16 protein-coding genes are annotated in these 21,495 nt (G+C 58.4%); 9 read left to right on the forward strand and 7 right to left on the reverse strand.

Annotated elements, in window-relative coordinates:
- The first annotated feature begins 178 nt into the window (after positions 1-178).
- The 5 genes from N2601_RS21600 (at position 179) to N2601_RS21620 (ending at position 7,468) form a co-directional block, all read left to right on the forward strand.
- Positions 179-2,338, forward strand: a complete 2,160-nt coding sequence (locus N2601_RS21600) for a TonB-dependent siderophore receptor (RefSeq protein WP_104826397.1) — start codon at positions 179-181, stop codon at positions 2,336-2,338.
- A 4-nt stretch (positions 2,339-2,342) separates the two neighbouring features.
- Positions 2,343-3,149 (forward strand): siderophore-iron reductase FhuF, encoded by an 807-nt coding sequence (gene fhuF, locus N2601_RS21605; RefSeq protein ID WP_158704559.1) that lies wholly within the window; start codon positions 2,343-2,345, stop codon positions 3,147-3,149.
- Between the two features lie 301 nt (positions 3,150-3,450).
- Positions 3,451-3,834 carry a response regulator gene (locus N2601_RS21610; RefSeq protein ID WP_104826399.1) on the forward strand — a complete coding sequence of 128 codons (384 nt, stop codon included), beginning with the start codon at positions 3,451-3,453 and terminating at the stop codon, positions 3,832-3,834.
- Positions 3,835-4,034: 200 nt separating this feature from the next.
- Positions 4,035-7,064, forward strand: a complete 3,030-nt coding sequence (locus tag N2601_RS21615; protein ID WP_158704560.1) for a PAS domain S-box protein — start codon at positions 4,035-4,037, stop codon at positions 7,062-7,064.
- Positions 7,065-7,066: 2 nt separating this feature from the next.
- Positions 7,067-7,468 carry a response regulator gene (locus N2601_RS21620; protein ID WP_245464161.1) on the forward strand — a complete coding sequence of 134 codons (402 nt, stop codon included), beginning with the start codon at positions 7,067-7,069 and terminating at the stop codon, positions 7,466-7,468.
- 36 nt (positions 7,469-7,504) lie between these two features.
- On the opposite strand, the gene N2601_RS21625 is transcribed toward N2601_RS21620, so the two are convergent.
- Both N2601_RS21625 and N2601_RS21630 read right to left on the reverse strand, forming a co-directional pair.
- Positions 7,505-8,308 (reverse strand): arginine deiminase family protein, encoded by an 804-nt coding sequence (locus N2601_RS21625; protein ID WP_260304845.1) that lies wholly within the window; start codon positions 8,306-8,308, stop codon positions 7,505-7,507.
- Between the two features lie 225 nt (positions 8,309-8,533).
- Positions 8,534-8,743: a dodecin gene (locus N2601_RS21630; protein WP_104826402.1), complete on the reverse strand. Its 210-nt coding sequence runs from the start codon at positions 8,741-8,743 to the stop codon at positions 8,534-8,536.
- Positions 8,744-9,111: 368 nt separating this feature from the next.
- Between N2601_RS21630 and N2601_RS21635 the strand changes: the two genes are divergently transcribed.
- Together N2601_RS21635 and N2601_RS21640 are read left to right on the forward strand one after the other, a co-directional pair.
- Complete coding sequence (locus tag N2601_RS21635; RefSeq protein ID WP_104826403.1) at positions 9,112-9,843, forward strand: response regulator; 732 nt, start codon at positions 9,112-9,114, stop codon at positions 9,841-9,843.
- Positions 9,840-11,108 carry an ATP-binding protein gene (locus N2601_RS21640; protein ID WP_260304846.1) on the forward strand — a complete coding sequence of 423 codons (1,269 nt, stop codon included), beginning with the start codon at positions 9,840-9,842 and terminating at the stop codon, positions 11,106-11,108. Before N2601_RS21635 ends, N2601_RS21640 begins: the two co-directional genes overlap by 4 nt.
- A 52-nt stretch (positions 11,109-11,160) precedes the next feature.
- Here N2601_RS21640 and N2601_RS21645 read toward each other — a convergent pair whose 3' ends face one another.
- Positions 11,161-11,727, reverse strand: coding sequence for a hypothetical protein (locus tag N2601_RS21645; protein WP_260304847.1), 567 nt, complete (start codon positions 11,725-11,727; stop codon positions 11,161-11,163).
- A gap of 344 nt (positions 11,728-12,071) precedes the next feature.
- Between N2601_RS21645 and N2601_RS21650 the strand changes: the two genes are divergently transcribed.
- Positions 12,072-13,015, forward strand: a protein-coding gene (locus tag N2601_RS21650; RefSeq protein ID WP_260303969.1) for an IS630 family transposase whose coding sequence is annotated in 2 segments (ribosomal slippage) — positions 12,072-12,408 and positions 12,408-13,015 — 945 coding nt in all. Because the reading frame shifts where the segments join, the coding sequence is not laid out codon by codon here.
- 26 nt (positions 13,016-13,041) lie between these two features.
- Here N2601_RS21650 and N2601_RS21655 read toward each other — a convergent pair.
- The 3 genes from N2601_RS21655 to N2601_RS21665 form a co-directional block, all read right to left on the reverse strand.
- On the reverse strand, positions 13,042-15,006 hold the full coding sequence (locus N2601_RS21655) for a MacB family efflux pump subunit (RefSeq protein ID WP_260304848.1): 1,965 nt from the start codon (positions 15,004-15,006) through the stop codon (positions 13,042-13,044).
- Between the two features lie 3 nt (positions 15,007-15,009).
- Entirely contained in the window at positions 15,010-16,329 is a 1,320-nt protein-coding gene (locus N2601_RS21660; RefSeq protein ID WP_260305224.1) for an efflux RND transporter periplasmic adaptor subunit, read from the reverse strand.
- Between the two features lie 340 nt (positions 16,330-16,669).
- The gene (locus N2601_RS21665; RefSeq protein ID WP_260304849.1) at positions 16,670-17,110 is read right to left on the reverse strand and encodes a hypothetical protein; all 441 of its coding nucleotides are present in this window, start codon (positions 17,108-17,110) and stop codon (positions 16,670-16,672) included.
- 527 nt (positions 17,111-17,637) lie between these two features.
- Here N2601_RS21665 and N2601_RS21670 point away from each other — a divergent pair.
- Complete coding sequence (locus N2601_RS21670) at positions 17,638-19,512, forward strand: diguanylate cyclase (RefSeq protein WP_260304850.1); 1,875 nt, start codon at positions 17,638-17,640, stop codon at positions 19,510-19,512.
- A gap of 281 nt (positions 19,513-19,793) precedes the next feature.
- Here N2601_RS21670 and N2601_RS21675 read toward each other — a convergent pair whose 3' ends face one another.
- Positions 19,794-21,134 carry an MFS transporter gene (locus N2601_RS21675; protein ID WP_260304851.1) on the reverse strand — a complete coding sequence of 447 codons (1,341 nt, stop codon included), beginning with the start codon at positions 21,132-21,134 and terminating at the stop codon, positions 19,794-19,796.
- Positions 21,135-21,495: the final 361 nt, after the last annotated feature.

Genomic DNA, 21,495 nt, shown 5'->3' on the forward strand with positions numbered 1-21,495 from the left:
TCTGCCTCTGCGATCCCTGCTTAACACGTCTCGCCTGCCTTTTCAGCGAAGCGTGGGGCATTGGATTTTTAAGTTGACTCTTTTGGTTATGTTTATATTTTGCGCGCAACGCAGGTGGATCGCCGGGGACCGCTGCTCCGCTGCGTGACCAGAAAATGACAGACAGGAGTGGCTTTGCATGGTGATCATCCGGCAGGCAGGATTTCGCGCGTCCTTAAACTGCGCGGATGGGCGTCGTGTAACGAAACATCTGATTGCCAGCAGTGCTTTGACAGCCGTTTCCTTGGCCTTGGCGCCGGCGGCTTGGGCGCAGGATTCCGCAACCGAACTTCCGAAGATCGTCGTGGTCGGCAAGTCCAACCGCGCAATCGGTCCTGATGCCACCATCGTTGCCAAGGAGACGACCACCGGCACCAAGACGGACACGCCGATCATCGATGTCCCGGCGGCCGTTTCGGTCGTAACGGGAAAGGAACTTGAAGAGCGCCACGTCGATAACCTGCAACAGGCCGTGGCCTACACGGCAGGCGTCCTCTCCGACGAGTTCGGCAATGACGACCGTTATGATTATTTCCGTATTCGCGGCTTCGACCAGACGGCGCTCGGCACCTATCGCGACGGTCTCGCGGCCCGCGTTCCCGCCTGGTATACGGCGAGCCGCCTGGAGCCCTATGGCCTGCAGCGCGTGGAAGTACTGAAGGGATCGACCTCGACGCTTTTTGGTCTCAACGCTCCGGGTGGTCTCATCAATGCGATCACGAAGCGGCCGCCAGAGGAAAAGCAGGGTGAAGTCTACACATCCTTCGGCGACGGAACCAAGGAGGTCGGGACCGACTTCGGCGGGCCGCTCGATGCCGACGGCGTTTGGAGTTATCGGTTTACGGCGCTCGCCAAGGATGGAGACCTTGGCTGGGATTATTCCAAGGACGATCGTCTCTATATCGCGCCGGCTCTGACCATCAAACCCGAGGAAGGAACGTCGCTCACCATTCTGACCGACTACTACAAGCGGAATGGAACCGGCGCGCGCGGTTTTCCGGCCGGTGCCAACCTCAACATCAATACCTTCCTGGGCGAACCGGATTTCAACCGCTTCAACACCCGCCAAAGCGATATCGGCTACCAGTTCGAGCATGAAATCAGCGACGGCCTGACCTTCCGCTCCAATGCCCGCTACACGCATCTCAGCCTCGACTATGCCGAGGTTTATGGAGCCTCCCTCGATCCGACTGCCGACCGTCAGGCCTTCTCGGTGGATGGCTTGTCGAACCGCTACGTGATCGACAACCAGCTTCAATACGATACGGGTTGGAATGCTTTCGACAGCAAGACGCTTGTCGGCATCGACTATGCCAACGACAACACCCGCGAAAACATCCAATATGGCACAGCCGGGCCGATCGACATCTACAATCCGGTCTACTGCGGTCTCTCCTGCATTAATCCCAATCCCTTCGTAAACTGGCGCGTCAAGCAGCAGGCCGTCGGGCTCTATGCGCAGGAGCAACTGACCTTCGACGATCGCTGGATCGCCACGCTTGGCGGGCGCTGGGACCATGTCCACACGACCGCGGATTACGTTGACCTCGGCACTAGGGACGACAATACCGAATCCGCATTCACTAAGCGCGCCGGACTGACCTACAAGATCAATTCCAATCTTGCCGCCTATGTGAATTATTCTGAAAGCTTCCAGCCTCTCGTGACGCCATCCGCCAATGGCTATGCATTGAGCGGTTCGCTCAAGCCTCAGCGGGGCGAGCAGTATGAAGTCGGCCTGAAATATCAGCCCGACAATTTCGATGGACTGTTCAGCGCCGCCCTGTTCGATCTGACGCAGACCAATGTGCCGACCTACGTGACGCCGCTCATTCAGGAGCAGATCGGCAAAGTGGGCGTGCGCGGCATCGAGCTGGAGGGCAAGGCGGCCCTGAACGATCGTGTCAACCTTACGCTGGCTTATTCCTACTGGGACGCCGAGATCCGTGAAGATGGAACGGGCGGAAATATCGGCAACAGGCCACAGCGCGTCCCGAAACATCTTGCCTCGGCCTGGCTCGACTACACCATCCCCGGCGAAGGGCAGCGCGGCGATCTGACCCTCGGCGGCGGTGTCCGCTATATCGGGCAGACCTATGGCGACGACGCCAACACGGTCTCCGTCGGGGGATATACCGTGTTTGACGCGGCGGTCACCTACAACGTGACCAAGAACGTCAGGCTTGCGGTCAACGCCACAAATCTCTTCGACCGCAAGTATGTCGCGACCAGCTACTATGGGACCGAGTACTACGGCGATCGACGCAAGGTCATTGGAACACTGAAATATACTTGGTGAGACATTGAGCGAGCGATTGAATTCCGCCCAAGCCTCATCGAAGCAACCGATACCGTCCGCATCAAAGGATGCGGACGGCGAGCGCGATCTCGGTGCGCTGTTGGTCCACCATGGCGGAGAGAAATACGGTTTCTGCCGCGGGAAATTCTTGCTGGACGCGCCGGCAGGCTGCGATGTCATCGCGTGCTCGGCGCTTTGCGAAGCAGATTGCTTCAACAGCATCATCGACCGATACGGGGCGAAATTTTTGCCGGCCGATCGCCGCGCCATCGTGTCGCTCTGGACCCTTTATTACTTCAGCATCTTGACCATCAACACGGCGCTCGCATGGCTCGAGCTGCGACGCTGTCTGCCGGTCTCGCTTGACGAGGTCTCGCTATGCCTCGACCGGGAAACGGCAACGCCGGTATCGTTTCTTCTGCCCAATCTCGGACAGGTGCGGGAACTCGACATACACGCCGCAATAAGACCCCTTGTGCGGCAGCACATAGAACCCTTGGCCAATGCGATTTCCCATCATGCCCATCTAAGCGGCAAGCTGCTCTGGGGAAATGCGGCTGGCTATCTCGATTGGATCATCGATGAAACGGGCCGTCAAAGCGCTCCCGCATTGGCTGAGGAAGGGGCGCCGCTGTTTTCCGATCCCACGTTTCCTGATGGCGAGAAGAACCCGTTATGTGGTACCCTGCGCAGCATGCAGGACGAGAGTGGCCTTCCATTCAAACGCCGCAAAGTCTGTTGCTTGCGCTACTGCCTTCCGGATATCGGCGGATGCGGTCTGAGCTGTCCGCTGCCGCAGGGACGGCAATAGACCGGAAGCAACATTGCTGCCTGCACCGTTGCGATAGACTGAAGCCGTCCCAAAACCATGCTTCCCCGTGGCGATATAAAGGTGGCATTGTGGAGGACGTGCGTCTGGTCGACCGGCAGTTCGGCATCACCGCCGTCCGAAAGCGCAGCACAAAGATTTACGTCAGCCGGCAGTCATATCTGCAACAGCGCCGTTCCTGCGTGAAACCGACGCAAGGGAGCTGCCCCGACCGATGAAATGCTTCCACAAATGGAAAAGCGGCGGTCAGCACCTAGATAATTATGGAGGAGGAGTATGCACTATGAACGTGTTGATTGTCGAAGACGAGGGACTCGTCGCCCTCCAACTTAAGAAAATAGCGGCCGATGCCGGGTTTTCGGTTCTCGGCCCGGCATCCGGCGTTGAGCAGGCGTTGGCCTATGCCAGACGCGCCGATATTGCCTTGGTCGATGTCGGCCTTTCGGAGGGAAAAAGCGGCCCCCAGCTCGCCCGCCGACTGATCGATCGCTTTCATACAACGGTTATTTTCGTAACCGGAATACCCGAGGCGATCCGGCAGGGATTCGGCGGCGCCTTTGCGATTATTCCAAAGCCGTTCAGCGATAAGCAAGTTGCCGACGCCCTGGGTCGTGCCCGCGACATGCGGATGAGGGGAGAAAATCAAATCACGCCTCACGGGGCATGAAGCTGAACGGAGGACGATTGGTTTGACCAGGTGCTTCGACGATCAGAAAGATGGTCGAAGGTCGCTCCGCTGATGTCGCCTGAACCTGATGACTGTATTTGGGAATTTGCTTCCGCGGTGACCGGTGGCGTCAATGGAACCTTTCAACGGTACCGGCATTATCGTCGTTATTCTGCCTATATGGGGGGATGGCGATGAGCATGGAATCAAATTCAGCGCCAGCCTCGGCAAATTTCCTCTCCTTTGTTGGAAATCCAACGGCATTGCAGGTCAGCCAGGACTTCATCGAAAGGCTGCCCGTGGCAATTTACGCCTGCGATGCCGACGGTCGTATCCTCTGGTTCAATTCACTTGCCGCTACTTTATGGGGCCGCTCGCCTCTCATCGGCGATGACAGTGAGAAATATTGCGGCTCATACCGCCTTTACACTGGCGGCCGGCGAATTCGTCGGGACGAAACACCGATGGCAACCGTGTTGCGCACCCGCGCTCCGGTGCATGGTGTCGAAGCAAGAGTCGAGCGGCCTGACGGCTCCTCCATCTGGGCCATGGTTCACATCGACCCGGTGGAAGACGAAACAGGCAAATTGATCGGCGCCATCAACTGTTTCCACGAAACCACAGCCCTTCATAACGCGAACGAAGATCTCTCCGAATTTTTTGAGAACAGCGCCGTCGGTCTGCATGTCGTAGCCGATGACGGAGTGATACTCCGCGCCAACCAGGCCGAACTCGCCATGCTTGGCTATGCCGAAGGCGAATATGTTGGCCACAATATCAAGGACTATCATCTCGATCCGTCAGTCATCGGTGACATTCTCGATTGCCTGCGCAATCACCGGCCGATCAGCCAGTATCCCGCCAAGTTGCAGGCAAAGGATGGCTCGGTCCGCCATGTATTGATAACGTCGAACGGCCGCGCCCGCGATCGGAGAGCAACCGGCACACGCTGCTTTATGATCGACGTCACCGATCGGGCCGAGGCCGAGGCTCTTCTCCACGAGCAGGAGCGCAGGCTTGCAACCACTTACGAGCATGCCGGTAGCGGCATCGCAGAGATCGATGCCGGCGGGCGACTATTGCGCGTCAACTTGCGGCTTTGTGAATTGATGGATTTGACCGCCGACCAGCTCATCGGCCGGTCGATCTTTGACGAGACGTTTTCTGAGAATGTCGAGCATGATCGTGAGCAGTTTCAGCGTCAGGTCGCCGGCAACATCGATCGATACTCCGTCGAGAAGCGGATTTTACGAAAGGATGGCAGCTCCTTCTGGACCTCGGTTACCTCATCGAGCGTTCGCGACGCGGACGGACGCTTTCTCTATGCGGTGCGCGTCCAGCACGACATAACCGAGCGCAAGCAGGTGCAGGAGGAGCTCGCCGCCCGCATCCAGGAGCAGGCGGCACTCTACCGGCTCACAGACAGGTTGCAGCATGCGCGATCCCTTGGTGATGTCTACGAACTGGCTCTGGATGCCATTCAAGAGGCGTTGCGGTGCCAACGCTCATCGATCCTTTTGTACGACAGCGCCTCGATTTTGCAATTCGTGGCTTGGAGGGGGTTGTCCGACGCCTATCGTGCGGCTGTTGAAGGCCATTCGCCTTGGAAAGCGAATGAGGAAAATCCGCAGCCCATCTACATTGCGGACATCAGGCGGGCAGCGCTCCCGGAATCTTTGAAGAAAACCATACTCGCTGAAGAGATACGGGCTATGGCCTTCATTCCCCTGCTGGATAGTGGAAAGCTTGTCGGGAAGTTCATGGCATATTTCGATAAACCGCATGTCTTCACGAACGGGGAGATCGACATAGGGTTGGCGCTCGCGCGTCAGCTTGCTTTCGGCATCGAGCGAATGCGGGCTCAGAAGGCGGCGCAGCATTTGGTCTCGATCGTCGAATCCTCGCACGATGCGATCGTGAGCAAGAATCTTGATGGCATAATCACCACCTGGAACCGCAGCGCGGAACGGCTGTTCGGCTATGCCGCCAATGAGGTGATCGGCAAATCGATCACCATTATCATTCCGCCGGACCGGATGGATGAAGAGACGGAAATTCTAAGGTGCATCCGCACCGGCGAAATGATCGATCACCTCGAAACCGTGCGACGGCGCAAGGACGGCAGCCTTGTGGATATTTCGCTGACCATATCCCCGGTCCGCGACGCCAAAGGGCGGATTGTGGGAGCCTCCAAGATCGCCCGCGACATTACCGAGCGCAAGGAAGCGGAGACCAGGATTCGAGCGAGCGAACGGCAGCTTCAGGATCTCCTGGCAGCCATTCCGGCGGCGATCTATACGACGGACGCACGGGGTAAGATCACATATTTCAATCAGGCGGCGGTGGAGTTCGCCGGCCGCACTCCGACGCTCGGCAGCGATGCGTGGGCTATCAGTTGGAAGCTCTATTGGCCGGACGGAAAGCCGCTGCCGCATGAAAAGTGCCCCATGGCGATCGCCCTCCAGGAGAAGCGGGCGGTGCGCGGTGTCGAAGCCGTGTCGGAACGGCCCGACGGCACGCGTGTTCCGTTCATTCCCCACCCGACGCCGATATACGACGCGGATGGCAATATTGTCGGCGGCATCAACATGCTGGTGGACATCAGCGAGCGCAAGCAAGCCGAAACACAGCAGAGAATGCTGCTCAACGAACTCAACCATCGGGTCAAGAACAACATGCAAATGCTGCAGTCTTTGCTTTCAAGCGCCGCAAGGCGGAGCCAGAGCGAAGAGGCGCGGCAAATCCTCGAGGATGCGACAGGCCGGATCAGCGCGATGGCGGCTGCCCAACGCGTCTTGTACGATACGATCGATGCGACCAAATTCAGTCTGCCGCAGTTTCTGGATGCCGTCTGCTTTGCCGTGCAACAGACCCTGCCATCATACGCAACAATTACCCGCAAGGCCGATGCCGGCGAGCTTCCCAATGACGCCGCCATGCCACTTGCGCTGATTATCAACGAGCTGGTCACCAACGCCTTCAAGCACGGCGGTGCCGCCGATGCTGATTTTAACGTTCGGGTCTCGCTGCTTCAGGAAGGGGAGGCCGACGTTCTCTCCGTTGAGGATGACGGACCGGGTTTCGAACTGAGTTCGGTGCGTCACAGATCATCCGGCCTTCGGCTGGTTGAAGGCCTTGCCCGCCAGCTCGGCGCCACTTTCACCGTAAGCTCAGGTTCGCCGACGCGCTGCAGTGTCGCGTTTTCGCGAATGGCTGAGAGGCAGGGCTGATCTTGAGTAACGATACCATTCTGATCGTCGAAGATGATTTTTTTATCGCCATGGACGTTGAGGCGACACTGACCGCTGCGGGATATTCGCTCGCGGGCATCGCCTCCTCGGCGGAGGAGGCGATCCGGCTCGCCGTTGCGCGTCGACCGGCTCTGGCGATCATGGACATAAGGCTTTCGGGCAAACGCGACGGCGTGGATGCGGCGCTGGAGCTCTTCAGAGACCACGGTATTCGCTGCATTTTCGCGACGGCTCACGCCGACCACGACATCATCCAGCGCGCCGGCCCGGCGTGCCCGCTTGCGTGGCTGCAGAAACCCTATTCGATGCCGTCCCTGATCAGCGCGGTTCAGAAGGCTTTGAGCGAGATTGCGTCAAAATCCGACGATCAGGAACCCGGCTAAGCCTCGCGCCGTTGGACGAAAATGGGCACATCGAGACTATTTGCCATCGCGATACCAGCGCAGCGACAGGCAGGAGAGACCTGCATCGATCCTGCCGATTTCGGTGGTCTTCATCGGTGCAATCCTGTAACCGAGCTTATCGAGCATCTCCAGCGTGCGCGGATAGTCGGAAGGGACCATCAGGACGTCATTGACACGCAGAGCATTCGCCGCCGGCTCTTCGCCTTCCGGAATGATGATCTGCTTGAAATCCTTGAAGACGCCGGAGCGTGCAAGGCGGGCGGTCGAGAGCACGGTTTCCTCGTCCAGCAGCGAGCAATCGGTCTTGAAATGAAGCACGCCTTCTGGCGTGGCAACCAGTTCGGCTTTGCGGCCGAGCTTATCTAAGCAGCCGGCGAGAGCCTCGGCGCCCGCTTTGTCGGTTCGCGCCGAAAGGCCGATCATGACACCCTTTGGTGTCGTCAGAACATCGCCGCCGTCGACGAACCCGTGACCCGGGAGATCGAGGACGATGTCGAACCTCTCACGCAAGGCGGATGCGATGGCCGCTGACTCGCCCGCGCGGCTTGCTGCGCCCGGACGAAGCAGGATCGCACCCTCGGTGAACACGAGAGCGGGATCCTCGACGAAGATGGAGTCGGGAAAGGCCTCCAGCGCGGGCAGGATGGTCACTTTCACACCAGCGTCGCGCATAGCGGCAATATAGTCGTCATGCTCCGCTTTTACGCCTTCATAAGTCGGGCCGGCATGCTCCCCGGCACGCAGGCCATCAACGACCGAGCGCGATGGCTCGCGAACGATGGCGGAGTTGAAATGATAAACTGATCTGGGTGAGGACATTTCCTAATACCTTATTGCCATTCAGAGCGCTTCTACCGTGCTTGCCGATGGTCGTCGACAACGCTGTCCACGGCCGGCAGGCGGGAATATGCCCTAGCCTTGGCGCTGATGTCATTCGTTGGTTGTGAAATCGTAGCGTCTAAAATCTACAAACGCGCACCTGTCCGGGGCAAGCGCTCGCCCCGGCGGCTAGCTCGTATTTGCGAAGAACGGATCGCTCAAGGATCAATCGTCGATCCGAAACCCGACCTTCATCACCACCTGATAATGCGCGACCGCGCCATCCTTGATGTGTCCCCTGATTTGATCCACCTCGAACCATTCGAGGTTCCTCATAGTCTTCGAGGCGCGCGAAATCGCCGTTTCGATCGCGTCGGTCACCGAGGTTCTGGAACTGCCGATTAGTTCCACTTTCTTATAGACATGATCGTTCACGTTATCCTCCCAGATTCGTGCAGACTATGTTTGGCTTCGAACTCCCGGGCCGCGTTCCTGTGGCCGGCTACGAGACGTCTGTTATTTCAGATATCTCGCATTCACGATCCGGCAACAGTCGTCCTTTGTCAAACGGTGGAATCGCACTTGAGGCAGTTCCCGACCAGGCCTTCGCTCGGCCGCGATCATCGCCGCCTACGCGACCTCCCTGAGCGCGCTTAAGCGGCCCGATTTTTTGCTCAACGTTTCCACGGTGAGGAATTTTGTAAACCAATGTTTCCGGCAAGAATTTTCGCTGGTTTCGCCAGCGAAAAACCTTCTTTTGGAGAGGAGTTTGTATAAAAGTCTGAAGAAACGGAATATTGCCTATGACTGTGACCACCGCGCCTGACATCTTGATTGTCGACGACGACCACGAAATTCGTGCGCTTCTGAGCCGATATCTCGAGGAGCAGGGCTTTCGTGTCTCGACGGCAAGCGATCTCCGCGGCTGCAACGATGCCCTTAATCGGCGCCCCCCGGATCTCCTCGTTTTGGACGTCATGCTGCCCGATGGATCGGGCCTTGATCTTTGCCGCGATCTGCGAAACCGCCGTCCTCGTGTCCCGATCATTCTCCTGACCGCTCTCAAGGAAGACATCGATCGGATCTTGGGGCTTGAGATCGGCGCGGACGACTATCTCGGCAAACCGTTCAACCCGCGAGAGCTGGCAGCGCGTATTCGGGCGGTCCTGCGCCGGGTAAACGAGGATCCCTCTTCCGAGCCGGAGCAGCGTCGCTTTCTTTTTGCCGGGATGACCCTCGATCCGCAGCTTCGCCGCGTCACCAGGGACAACGGCGAAGTTATTTCATTGACCGGAGCCGAATTCGATCTGCTCAAGGCCTTTATCGAACGAGCCGGCCGGCTGCTGTCGCGAGACCAGCTGCTCGACTTGACGCAGGGGCGTGATCGCGACCCGGCCGATCGTTCGATCGACGTGCTGATGAGCCGATTGCGCCGCAAGCTGGGGGAGACGGCCGAGGAGCCAGTGTTCAGAACGATCCGAAACGGCGGATATCAGCTCGTTGTCCCGGTGACGGCCGTTAAGGGCGATCCATGAGGTCTCTAGGCGCCCGGCTGGCGATACTCTTGCTGACGGCTATCGTTCTGGTGGTCATCACCTCGTCTTTTGCGGCAAACCTGGTCATGCGAGGGCCGCGGCCGGAAGCAACCATGGAGCCGATGGCCCATCAGCTCTCCATACTTGCAAAGCTCGCGGAAAAAGACAGGGCTGCGGCGATTGCTGCTGGCGTAGTCATAGCTGCTGCTCCCGCAGACGGGCAACCCGATGAACCGCTTTCCGGATTTCTGATGGAAAGCCTGCGCCGAACCGGCGACGTTCGGGTGGCGACCGTATCTCGCCAACCGACCGGTACTATGATTGCCTCTCTCTACCTTCCCGATGGCAAGTGGATGGTGATGCCGTTGCCGGAACTAGGCCCGCCGCCTGGGGGGTGGAAGATACTGGCGGGATGGCTCGGCCTCATCATTGCAGGCAGTGTCCTGATTTCAATATTTGCCGCATCGAAGATAATGAAGCCGCTTCGCCTGCTTGAGCGCGCTTCAGCCGAAATTGGTCCGGACGGGACGCTCCCGCATGTTCCGGAAACCGGTCCGGGCGAAATTCGCGTCACGGCACGCGCACTCAACGAACTATCGGCAAGGGTGAAGGCTGCAACCGAGAGCCGGATGCGGCTGGTCGCAGCCGCCGGGCATGATCTCAGAACACCCATGACGCGCATGCGATTGCGCGCTGAATTTATCAAGGATGATGAGGATCGGCTGAAATGGCTCGCCGACCTCGAAGAGCTCGACACGATCGCCGATAGCGCCATCGGATTGGTACGCGAGGAAATCTCCAAGGACAGCCTGCAGTGCGTAAGGCTCGATACGATCGTGGCAAACATCGTGTCGGAGCTGACGGCGATGGGCATGGCTGTCAAAGCCGGCGAACTGCAGCCCGCGACGATTTGCGCGGGCTCTCTGGCGGTCACAAGGGCTCTGCGCAACCTTTTGATCAACGCCGCAACGCATGGTCAATCGGCAATCGTTACCGTCACTCGCTCCGGCGACAAGGCAATCGTCACAATAGTCGATACAGGACCCGGCATTCCGGAAGAACGCTTGAGCCAAGTGTTCGAACCATTTTTTCGGATCGATATCGCACGGCAGCGGTCTTTCCCGGGAGCGGGCCTTGGTATGGCCATCGCCAAGGAAATCATTTCCAGGTTCGAAGGTGAGATCACCGTGCGCAATCGGCACCCGAGAGGTCTGGAGCAGATGGTTGCATTCAAGAACCGCAGCGATAGACCCGCCGCTGGTTGAGAGGCCGCCTTTGTTCAATGGCGGAGTCCCGTTTCAGCGTGGGCGCCTATTATCAAACATAGGCCGTCCGGTCTCCAAATTCGCTATCCTTGTCGAAATTCGTTGATCCTATGCGATCGCTTTCGCCCGAAAGCGATGATTGCTGCTTGCTGTTCGAAGAGGTGGACTCGGAGCTGGTATTCGAAGCAGTGCCAGTTTTGGTAGATTGACCGGCGGTGCTCGACTGCTCGCCGGCGGATTTTTCCAGCTTGGCCAGTTTTGCCTCCAAGGCGGCGAGGGCCTTTTGCAGCGTTTCAGCCTCGTCAGGGTCTTTTGTATTGGCAAGCTGCGCCTTCTTCGCGGCGATCTGTGCCTCAATCTTCGCGGCATCGTCCGAGGTTGAGGAAGTTGTGGAGGTGGAGCTCAACTGAGATCCCGTTGTCGCTGCAGAGATTGCACTGACCATTTTACGTCCTGATCGTTGCTTCGTTATTCGGAAGCCAGACCATGATGCGTAGTGCATTAATTGAGCGTAAATAGTCGAACGCGCGAAATCGAATGTAATTTTGCTTGTCGCGAATGATGTATTCCAGCAATCTGCAAAACATATCAATAAATCCAGAGTGATATATGGATGCATCGAAAGATGTACTGGATAAATACAAGGGGCTTCGGTTATATTGGAAACGTCCGGACAAGAAATTTCCTAAAAATGCCTTGTTTCCGCAACGTTCGGAAACACTTTCGACGATAGTTGCTGTAAATTCATATGCGGTCCTGAGCCTTCAAATGCTCTGGTCACCCGCATGCCGGCTTCGTCAGACGCCCCCAACATGAATGGCGAAGCCGGTTTTTCTTTCTATGAGACGAATGATCAATCTTTACATACTGAGATTCTAGAGCATGTCCTGCGATTGATGAATCGATTGTGAGGTGACGGGGCCGGTCGAAGCTGATTCAACATCCACAGCGGAGAGGTGGATGATGGGACAGGCCCTGAGCGATGATCTCCGAATACGAGTTTTGAAAGCGTCTGCGTCGGGCATGTCGGCTCGGCAGGCTGCGGCTCGTTTCGGTGTTGGGATTTCGACAGCGATCCGCTGGATCGCAAGAGCGAAAGAGGGTGAGTTAACTGCTCGGCCACAGGGCTGGAGACGACCTTCGGCAGTGGATGCACACGAGGAATTCGTTGTCGCGTTGATCGACGAGCGTAGGGATGTGACGCTCGATGAGATGGTTGAGCGCTTGTCCTTCGAGCGGCAGGTGAAGATCAGCCGCAGCGCACTTGGCGCCTGGCTCCGAGGCCGTGGGTGGACCTTTAAAAAAAGACCGCACACGCACTGGAGCAGGACCGACCGGACGTCCTGAAGCGCCGGCGCGCCTGGTTCGATGGTCAATTGGACCTCGATCCGGAGAAACTGATCTTCATCGACGAAACCGGCCTCTCGACCAAGATGTCACGTCTGCGCGGACGTGCATTGCGAGGTGAGCGTTGCCGTGCCGGCGTGCCGCACGGCCATTGGAAAACAACGACTTTCACCGGTGCGTTGCGGCTCAGCGGAATGACCGCACCATTCGTCTACGATGGCGCGATGAACGGCAACGTCTTCCTTGCTTATGTCGAACAGGTGCTGGTGCCGACCCTGGAGATCGGCGACGTGGTCATTATGGATAACCTGCCTGCACACAAGATAGCCGGTGTCCGCGATGCCATCGAACGTGCCGGCGCCAAGCTCATGTTCCTTCCGCCCTATAGCCCGGACTTCAATCCAATCGAGAACGCATTCTCGAAGCTGAAAGCCATGTTGCGAGGCCGAGCCGAGCGAAAGATCGATGCTCTATGGGATGCGGTCGGGGCCTTGATGCCTCGCTTCACTGCGGCAGAATGCGCAAACTACTTTAAGGCCGCTGGATATGACCCAGATTGAACAGGATTTGCTCTAGTCAGCCACGATCAGTCTCGTGAAAGAGCTGCCACGGGATCGAGCCTTGACGCATTGCGCGCCGGCAGGTAGCCGAAGGTAAGCCCGATCGCACAGGAACAGGTAAATGCGAGTGCGATGGTACTTCCCGAATAGACCATGGCGAAGTTTGACCCCAACCGGTTGAAGGCAAGGCCGAAGCCAAGCGCAAGGGCAATCCCTAGCGCGCCGCCCAGGAGGCAGACCAGCACGGCCTCGATCAGGAATTGCTGCAATATATCCTGTCGGCGGGCACCGACTGCCATGCGAACGCCGATCTCGGCGATACGCTCGGACACAGAGACGAGCATGATGTTCATGACGCCGATACCCCCGACAAGCAGCGAGATGACGGCAATTGCGGAGACAAGCAGGGTCAGCGTCCGCGTTGTGCTTGCAATCGTCTGACGGATGTCGTCGGTATTGAGAACGAAAAAATCCTTGGTGCCGTGCCGGCGCTCCAGGAATTGCGTCACCGCGGCCTCGGCGAGCGTGCTTTCGGTATCGTCTTTGACGCGCACGGTGACGCTGCGCAGCGACATATCGCCGAGGAACCGGGCCTGCACGCTGGTATAAGGAAGATAGATCGACAGATTGTCGCTGGAGCCGAAACCACCCTGCTGCGAGGCGATGACGCCGATGACGCGGACAGGCAACTGGCCGACGAATATCACCTGCCCGGTGGGATCGAGGCCCTTGCTTGCAAAGAGCGTTGTTGCCGTATTCTGATCGATCACGGCATCCTGCACCATCCGTCGCACGCCGTCTGCGTCGAACAGCCGTCCGGCCACAAGTTTCGAACCCTTGACCGAAAAATAAGCGTCGCCCACGCCATTGATCAGCGCATTGGCCTCCGTCGAGCCGAACCGGACCGTCTTGCTGGTCGAAACGGTCGGCGTGACGGCGGCGACATAGGTCAGTTTGGCCAGGGCATCGGCATCGGCGACCACCAGGGTCTTTATGCGCCCTGAACGGATATCTCCGAAACTTTTGCCTGGAAAAATCTCCAGCGTATTGGTGCCGAGATTGTTGATATTGGCCAAGACCTTGCGCTGCGATCCTTCCCCAAGCGCAACGACGCAAACGACCGAGGCGATGCCGATGATGATGCCGAGCATGGTGAGGAATGTGCGCAGCCGATGCGCCTTCAAGGCGAGGATCGCCATGAGAAAGGCCTCGCGCAACCGGTTGCCCAGCTCACGCCAGCCAGCGCTACCGCGCTCCTTCTCGGACATGGAGCCGTGATTGCTAGAAACCCGCGTATTTTTGTCGGATGAGCGCCTGTCGGCGACGATGTGGCCGTCGGAAATCTCGATGACGCGCTGCGCGCGGGCCGCGACCTTCATGTCGTGGGTGACGATCACTACGGTATGGCCTTCGGCATGCAGCTCAGAAAGGATGCCAAGCACTTCATCGCCGCTTTGCTGATCGAGCGCGCCGGTCGGCTCATCGGCGAGGATGACATTGCCGTTGTTCATCAAGGCACGCGCAATGGAAACACGCTGCTGCTGGCCGCCGGAAAGCTGACCCGGCTTGTGCCCGGTCCTGTCGCCCATGCCAAGACGGTCGAGTAGCGCGATGGCGCGGGCATGCCGCGCCTGATTTGGCTGGTCGGCATAGATCGCCGGGACTTCGACATTGCCAAGCGCGCTCAGCTCGGAAAGCAGATGATAGCGCTGGAAGATAAAGCCGAAATGCTCCCGCCTCAGCGTTGAAAGCGCATCGCTGTCGAGCCGATGCGTATCGGTGCCGGCGATCGCATAGGCGCCGTCGGTGGGGCGATCGAGCAGGCCGATGATGTTCATGAGCGTCGATTTGCCGGAACCGGAAGGGCCGACGATGGCGACCATCTCTCCTTCGGCGATCGACAGATCGATGTCCTTCAGCACGGCAATGGTACGGTCGCCGGATTGGTATTCCCGGCTCACTCCCTTCAGTTCTATGAGTGGGACAGCCATCGCTCAGAACCCCATGGGCGGCGGTGGCCCGCCGACACTGCTGCTGGTCGTCGTGCTTGTGCTTGCTTCGCCGATAACGACGCGCTCGCCTTCCGAGAGGCCCGACCGCACCTCGGCGGTGACGTTGTTGTTGAGGCCGATGATGATTTTTCTGGAGGTCTGCTGTCCGTCCGCTGCGACCACCTGCACATTGTAGGATCCGTCAGCGGCTTTCGCTCCAAGCGCCGATGATGGAATGACCAGCGCATTTTTCGCCGCGCCAAGCACGATATGGACTTCAGCCGACATATAGGTGCGGAAACGGTTGTCCTGGTTCGATACGGCGAAGATGCCGTTGTAGTAAATCGCAGACGACGATGAGGAGGAGGTCGACGTGCTGCTGGATGAGGTCGTGCTGGAAGAGGTGACGCTGCTGTCGCTGGTGATCGATTCCGGCGCCGGCTCAATCGATTGCAGCACGGCATCGTAGCGGGTGGCGGGATCTCCGAGGATGGTGAAATAGACCGGCTGGCCCACCTTGGTCCTGACGACGTCGGCCTCCGATATCTCGGTGCGAACGATCATCGTGTCGAGCTGGCCGAGAATGACGATCGTCGGCGCTGATTGGGCCGCATTGACCGTCTGGCCTTGCTGGTTGACGATGGCAAGCACGGTCCCGTCCATCGGTGCGGTGATGCGCGTGTAGGATAGATTGGCCCGCGCCGTCTCCACCGCGACTTCTGCTGCAACGATCTGCGCATCGAGCGCAGCGATCTGGGCGGTGATCTTCTTGACGCTGGCCTCCGCACTATCGAGATCCGCCTTGGAGCCGGCTTGATTGCGAAAAATCGTCTGCTGCCGCGTCAGCGTCTGTTGCGCATTGGTAAGGTCGGCTTCGCTTTCCTCGCGCTGCGCCTTGACATTGGCGAGCGAGGCCTGAGCGGTTTTCAGATCGTTGTTTTGCGTCGTGGAGTCGATCTCGGCAATTAGCGTATCCTTCTTGATCTCATCGCCGAGCTTGACATTCAGCGCGGTAATCCGCCCCGAGACCTGCGCGCCGACCGCGACCAGCTTGACCGGTTTGAACGTCCCCGACGCAAGCACCGCTTCCTCGACATCCCCTCGCGCAACCGTGGCGGTGATGGCGGACGAGCTCTTTTGGGCGAAGATATCGTCGTGAAACAGGAATGCAGCGGCGGCAAGCAGAGCGAATATGGCGAAAGCCAAGCCTGGCCGCCGAAACCGGTTTTTTCGCGGGGTGCCCAACGGTCGCGCGCGCAATAAGGCTCGGTCAGCTTCTTTCAGTTCGGTTCGTATCGTCATCGGGCTTAGGGAGTTCAGCATGGTGCGGACCGCTGTTGGCGTCGGCCATGGCGGGTCCGAAGGTATCGACCTCGCCTCCCAGCCTCCGCCCAGAACCTTGTTGAGGGCGACATAATCGGTGGCGATCAACGCCTGGCTCTCTATCAGGGCTTCTTCCGCACTGTAAAGCGAGCATTCGGCGGGTATTCTTGATAAGGGATTGGTCCGGGGATGCCGGGGCGGGGCTCCCCGGACCATGCCGCCTTTTCTGGGGTCGTCGCTCCTTCCAACTGACAGAGATCGGACAAATTACGTCCGGGGGGTCAATCCCTGTCGGGTGGAGATAGAATGGCTTGTCCATAAAGGCGGAAGCTTCCGGCTCCTAGTGGAACCGGCCAGGACCTGGATCGAGCGACCGTTCAGCATCCTCAAGCTTCTTGAGCTGATAAGTGGTCAAAACGGAGCGAAGTGCCGCCGCTTTATCTTTCAGCACGCGGGCCTTGGCAGCACGGTCCAGCATGTGATCGGCAATCTCTTCGCCGAACAATTCGGACGATTTACTCGAACCGGCATCAGGCGCCGATGGTTTCGTTTCGGTCTCCGAAACGGGCTTCGGTGGCATTTGCTCCGGAACATCGAGAAGGTCTGTCAATGCGGCGGTATAGTCCCTCCAGGCATCAAGCTGGGCGACATGGATACCGATCAGCGTTTCCATCGCCGATAGCCTGCTTGCAAGCTCCAATGCGTGATCCGGCCGAGGCGGGAAATCGGGAGGCGGCGCGTGAGGCGGCGGGAAGGGCAAACCGTTGTCAAATGCCATCATAGGGCCGCCCAACCGAGGGTCGCCGCGAAAGCCGGGGCATGGCCCTCGTTCCGGCCCCATCCACACCGGCGGAGGTCCCATCCTCTCAGCACCGACAGGTCCCTGTTCGATGCTCGGGATTGGAGACTCCTGGGCAAGAGCCGGAACAATCATGCCGCCGATGGTTGTTGACATTAAGATTGCGACAATACGCAAGTGCCTCATGATCAGTGCCTTCGAATTCGCTTCAATTCACTGATGCAAAGCTAGTCGGAGCATATAAACGGCATGCGTCTTTATGTTTCCAAGTATTTCTTCGCGGGGGATTGTTGCGAACGAAGTTTGCTGTAACCCTCTCAGCAAAAATTCATTACAAAATTTTTCTTCGTTTGTTCGTCCAGGCTTTGATATGGACGGAATGACGGATGGAGCAACCTGCGATTTGTCGCTACGTGCCTTGACGGATAGTTCTGGAGGAATTCGTGCAACCGCGAAGATTCAGACTTCATCAAAGAATCCAAGCTAAGTTCTTTTAAAATTTTGGATAAATGATTGTGGCCTGGCAAGTTCTGATCGGCAATGTTGCAGCCGTCTCGCTTCTCATTTCGGTGTGGATGCACCTCCACTACCGGCTCTATCGTCTTTCTGAGGTCCAGGCCAAAATCGCCTTCGGTCTGATGATGGGACTGGGAGCGATCGTTTCCATGGCGTTGTCCGTCGAAATCGATAGTGGCTACTATGTCGATCTACGCTCCACCTTGCTTGCCGTGTCGGCTGTTTACGGCGGGCCGCTGGCTATCTTGGTCACCGGCATGCTTACGGCAGCCTATCGGATCTCCATGGGCGGCGCGGGCCTTCAACCGGGCCTGATCTCGATCGCGGTCGTGTCGCTCCTCGGGACGTCGATGCATTTCTTGTTTCGCCGGCAGCCGATGAATTTCAAGAGAATTGCCGCCTCCGCCTTCACTGTAGCTTCGGTTTCCGTGGCAATGAGCCTTGCATATCGCGGCAATGGCTCCCCGATCACAGCTCTCGGATTCATCGCTATGGGGTTCGTTGCAACCTTGGTCGCGGCCTCTGTTATCACCTACTTCCACGCCTTCACCGTCGAGCGAGACATCTTGCGGGCTGCACTTACTCAAGCGCCCGACCTCTATTATGTCAAAGATCGCAAGAGCCGTTTCCTGGTAGCCAACCTGAACGTCGCACGAAACCACGGTCGCACGAAATCGTCTGACATGGCCGGTCTGACCGATTTCGATCTCTATCCTAGCGAAATGGCGCAGGCGTTTTTCGATCGCGAACAGGAGATCATGTCGACGGGAGATCCGATGGTGGATTTCGAGGAGCCCTATGTCGTCGAAGACGGCCGAAAGCGCTGGTTTCTGACGTCAAAGGTGCCTTTGCGAGATCGCTATGGCAATTTGATCGGGCTTGCCGGAGTGACGCGTGACATCACCGAGGAAAAGCGCCTGATACAAGAAGCCGTCGAAAGCAAGAATGTGCTTTCGCAGGCGATGGCGGAAATGTCTGACGGGCTCGCCATGTTCAATCCGGACGGCAAGCTGGTGTTCTGCAATGATCAGTACCGCGCCGCATTTCCTCGCTCGGGATATGCCAGAAAGCCGGGTGCGCACATTTCGGATATTGTCCGAGCCGTGGTGCGAAATGCGGAGAGGATCGATGTCAGCCCTGACGTCAGCGAAGAATGGATACAGGCTTCCGCCGCGCAGCTTTTCCTGACGCGCGACACTGAAATTCCTCTGTTCGACGGACGCTGGCTCAGCCTGCGCACCCGGTTGGCGTCCGATGGATCCGCTCTGGTGGTGGTCTCGGACATCACGTCGATGAAGCATTCTGAGGAACAATTGAAGCAGCTTGCTCAGAAGATGACCGGGCTTGCCTATACCGATGCATTGACCGGTATTGCCAATCGCCGGGTATTCGACGAAGTGATCCTAACGGAGTTTGCCCGCGCACGCCGAAACAGCTCTCCCCTTAGTCTGCTGCTCATAGACATCGATCATTTCAAGAGCTTCAACGACACTTACGGTCATCTTGAGGGCGACAAATGCCTCAAGGCCATCGGCGACATTCTCCGTTCGGTTGTCACACGACCGTCCGACCTTGCGGCGCGCTTTGGGGGCGAAGAATTTGCGATCGTTCTGCCTGGAACGGACAGAGACGGCGCCTTGAACCTCGCCGAGGTTCTGCGCTCGACCCTCAATCAACTCGCAATACCACACAGCGCAAGCAGCAAATCGATCGTGACGACCAGCATCGGAGTGGCAAACATGTCCGATGGATCGACGTTCGCAAGTGTCGCCGATTTGGTGCGGGCCGCGGACCAAGCACTCTATGGTGCCAAGACGAAGGGCCGTGACTGCATCGCAGCGGCTGGCGAGCAGGCAACGGCCGCATAGTTGGATTATTCTAAATTTGCCGTCAGGTCCGCTTTCCGGGAACAAAGCGCGCTACCAAATGTTCGATGCGCGGCGAGCTTCTCCCTTAGCTCTCCAACGTGCCGCTCCCAGTGCGGCCATCAGAAGACTGTCTACGGAACGCTTCCGCTGTCAATGCAGCCTTCTATAAAGCACGGCAGGGAACACGCCATGCGCCCTTCCCACTGTCCCCTGCCGTGTCTGGCATTATAGAAAAAATCATTTTTCGCCGGCTCGATCGCGATGATCGAGCCGGCACAATTTCATCGCGTGGCTTCCTGGGTTCGCGGGGCGGCATGGAGTTCGTTCAGCAGGATGGCGGCGGCCCCGATTGCCGCCGGAACGGCGAGCGCGCAGAAGATGCCACGGAAATCCCAGCCGAAGCCGAGCAACAGACCGCCGATCGACGACCCCAGAATGCTGCCCAGCCGGCCGACGCCCAGCATCCAGCTCACACCGGTCGCACGGGCAAAGGTGGGATAGCGGCCCGGAGCATAGGCGTTGAGACCCGTTTGGCCGCCGCTCATGAAGAAGCCGACTATGCCGACAATCAGCGCGAGGGCAACGGAGGTCAGGCCGGTGAATGCGAGCACGATCAGAGCGACGGCGCCGAGCAGATAGGATAGGGAGATCGCGCTCTTCGACCCGATCCGGTGCATGGCAAAGCCCACGACAACCGCACCGATCGTGCCGCCGAGCTGGAACATGGCGGTGACGCTGGCCGCGGTTTCGATCGGCATTCCGGCATCCTTGATCATGGTCGGCAACCAGCTTGTCGTCAGGTAGATGACCAGCAGACCCATGAAGTAGCACAGCCAGAGCGTCAGCGTGCGTATGATGAACGTGGGTGTGAAGAGGAGCGCAACAGGCTGCGCCGCGGTCACCCGTTCGTCATCCAGCGTAAATTCGGATACGGCTTTCAGGTCCTGACCGGTCACGCCGGCGAGCTGATTGCGGATGCGATCGGTGGGAGCTCCGCGGACGACCATGAAGCGGGCCGATTCCGGCAGCACGAAAAACAAGATCACGGAAAGCGCGAGCGGCACGATGCCGCCGAAGACGAGCACCGAATGCCAGCCGAACGTCGGCAGCAGGTATGCCGCGACAAAGCCGATGATCGCCGAGCCGAAGTTGAAGCCGGTGAACATGATCGCCAGAATAACGGAGCGCTTTTGCTCTGGCACGTATTCCGACAGCAGCGTTGTCGTATTGGGCATTGCGGCGCCGAGGCCAAGGCCGGTCAGAAAACGGAGTACCGCCATCTCAGTGGGACTTTGAGTAAGCGCCGTTAGCAGGCTCAAGATGCCGAAGGCGAAGACCGAGCCGAGTAATACGCGGCGACGTCCGAACCAATCGGAAGAGGAACCTGCAAAGATCGCGCCGATGGCCAGGCCAACCGGCGCCGCAGCCATAACAAGTCCAAAGGCAGGCTTGGAGATGCCCCAGTCGCCCGTGATGGCCGGAGCAAGAAAGCCCATGATCGCGACGTCCATGCCGTCGCAGAAGACGATGAGGAAGCAGAGAACAGTCAGTGTCCATTGCATTCGCGACATCGGGCGGCTGTTGATGTAAGACCTGATCTCCAGGACGGCTGGCTGTGTCATGTACTCCTCCGACATGATGGTTGCGCGTGTCCGCACGAGGCTGATGGCTGGGCGCTCTCGAACGGCGTTGTGCTTGGATCATCCAGGCATCGATCCGCTCGAGGAATGGCTTTGCGAAAGCGCTTGATCGACGCTTGCCGTCAACCTCCTCTGCCCCTCGCGCTTCGTTGACGGGCCAAGCAGTACGCGTCTTGCACCATCACCTCCAATCCAATCAGAGGGCCGGGGTATAAGCAGCGGCTATAGAGTGCCAGCGCCCCAAGCGAGGTGGTCCCGGAAATCGCAAACGTCCAAACCTTCGCAATGCCGCGTCGCGGCGTCACGCGGCTAAAGGGATGGTCCCACCTCTTGAGGTGGCTGG

This window comes from Rhizobium sp. CB3060 (assembly GCF_025200735.1).
Classification (GTDB): Bacteria; Pseudomonadota; Alphaproteobacteria; order Rhizobiales; family Rhizobiaceae; genus Rhizobium.

Excerpts from the sequence above, each read along its gene's own strand:
- N2601_RS21600 (WP_104826397.1), top strand. The coding sequence starts at position 179 with ATGGTGATCATCCGGCAGGCAGGATTTCGCGCGTCCTTAAACTGCGCG.
- N2601_RS21610 (WP_104826399.1), top strand. The coding sequence starts at position 3,451 with ATGAACGTGTTGATTGTCGAAGACGAGGGACTCGTCGCCCTCCAACTT.
- N2601_RS21615 (WP_158704560.1), top strand. The coding sequence starts at position 4,035 with ATGGAATCAAATTCAGCGCCAGCCTCGGCAAATTTCCTCTCCTTTGTT.
- N2601_RS21625 (WP_260304845.1), bottom strand. The coding sequence starts at position 8,308 with ATGTCCTCACCCAGATCAGTTTATCATTTCAACTCCGCCATCGTTCGC.
- N2601_RS21635 (WP_104826403.1), top strand. The coding sequence starts at position 9,112 with ATGACTGTGACCACCGCGCCTGACATCTTGATTGTCGACGACGACCAC.
- N2601_RS21640 (WP_260304846.1), top strand. The coding sequence starts at position 9,840 with ATGAGGTCTCTAGGCGCCCGGCTGGCGATACTCTTGCTGACGGCTATC.
- N2601_RS21645 (WP_260304847.1), bottom strand. The coding sequence starts at position 11,727 with ATGCATCCATATATCACTCTGGATTTATTGATATGTTTTGCAGATTGC.
- N2601_RS21655 (WP_260304848.1), bottom strand. The coding sequence starts at position 15,006 with ATGGCTGTCCCACTCATAGAACTGAAGGGAGTGAGCCGGGAATACCAA.
- N2601_RS21660 (WP_260305224.1), bottom strand. The coding sequence starts at position 16,329 with ATGCTGAACTCCCTAAGCCCGATGACGATACGAACCGAACTGAAAGAA.
- N2601_RS21665 (WP_260304849.1), bottom strand. The coding sequence starts at position 17,110 with ATGATGGCATTTGACAACGGTTTGCCCTTCCCGCCGCCTCACGCGCCG.
- N2601_RS21670 (WP_260304850.1), top strand. The coding sequence starts at position 17,638 with ATGATTGTGGCCTGGCAAGTTCTGATCGGCAATGTTGCAGCCGTCTCG.
- N2601_RS21675 (WP_260304851.1), bottom strand. The coding sequence starts at position 21,134 with ATGACACAGCCAGCCGTCCTGGAGATCAGGTCTTACATCAACAGCCGC.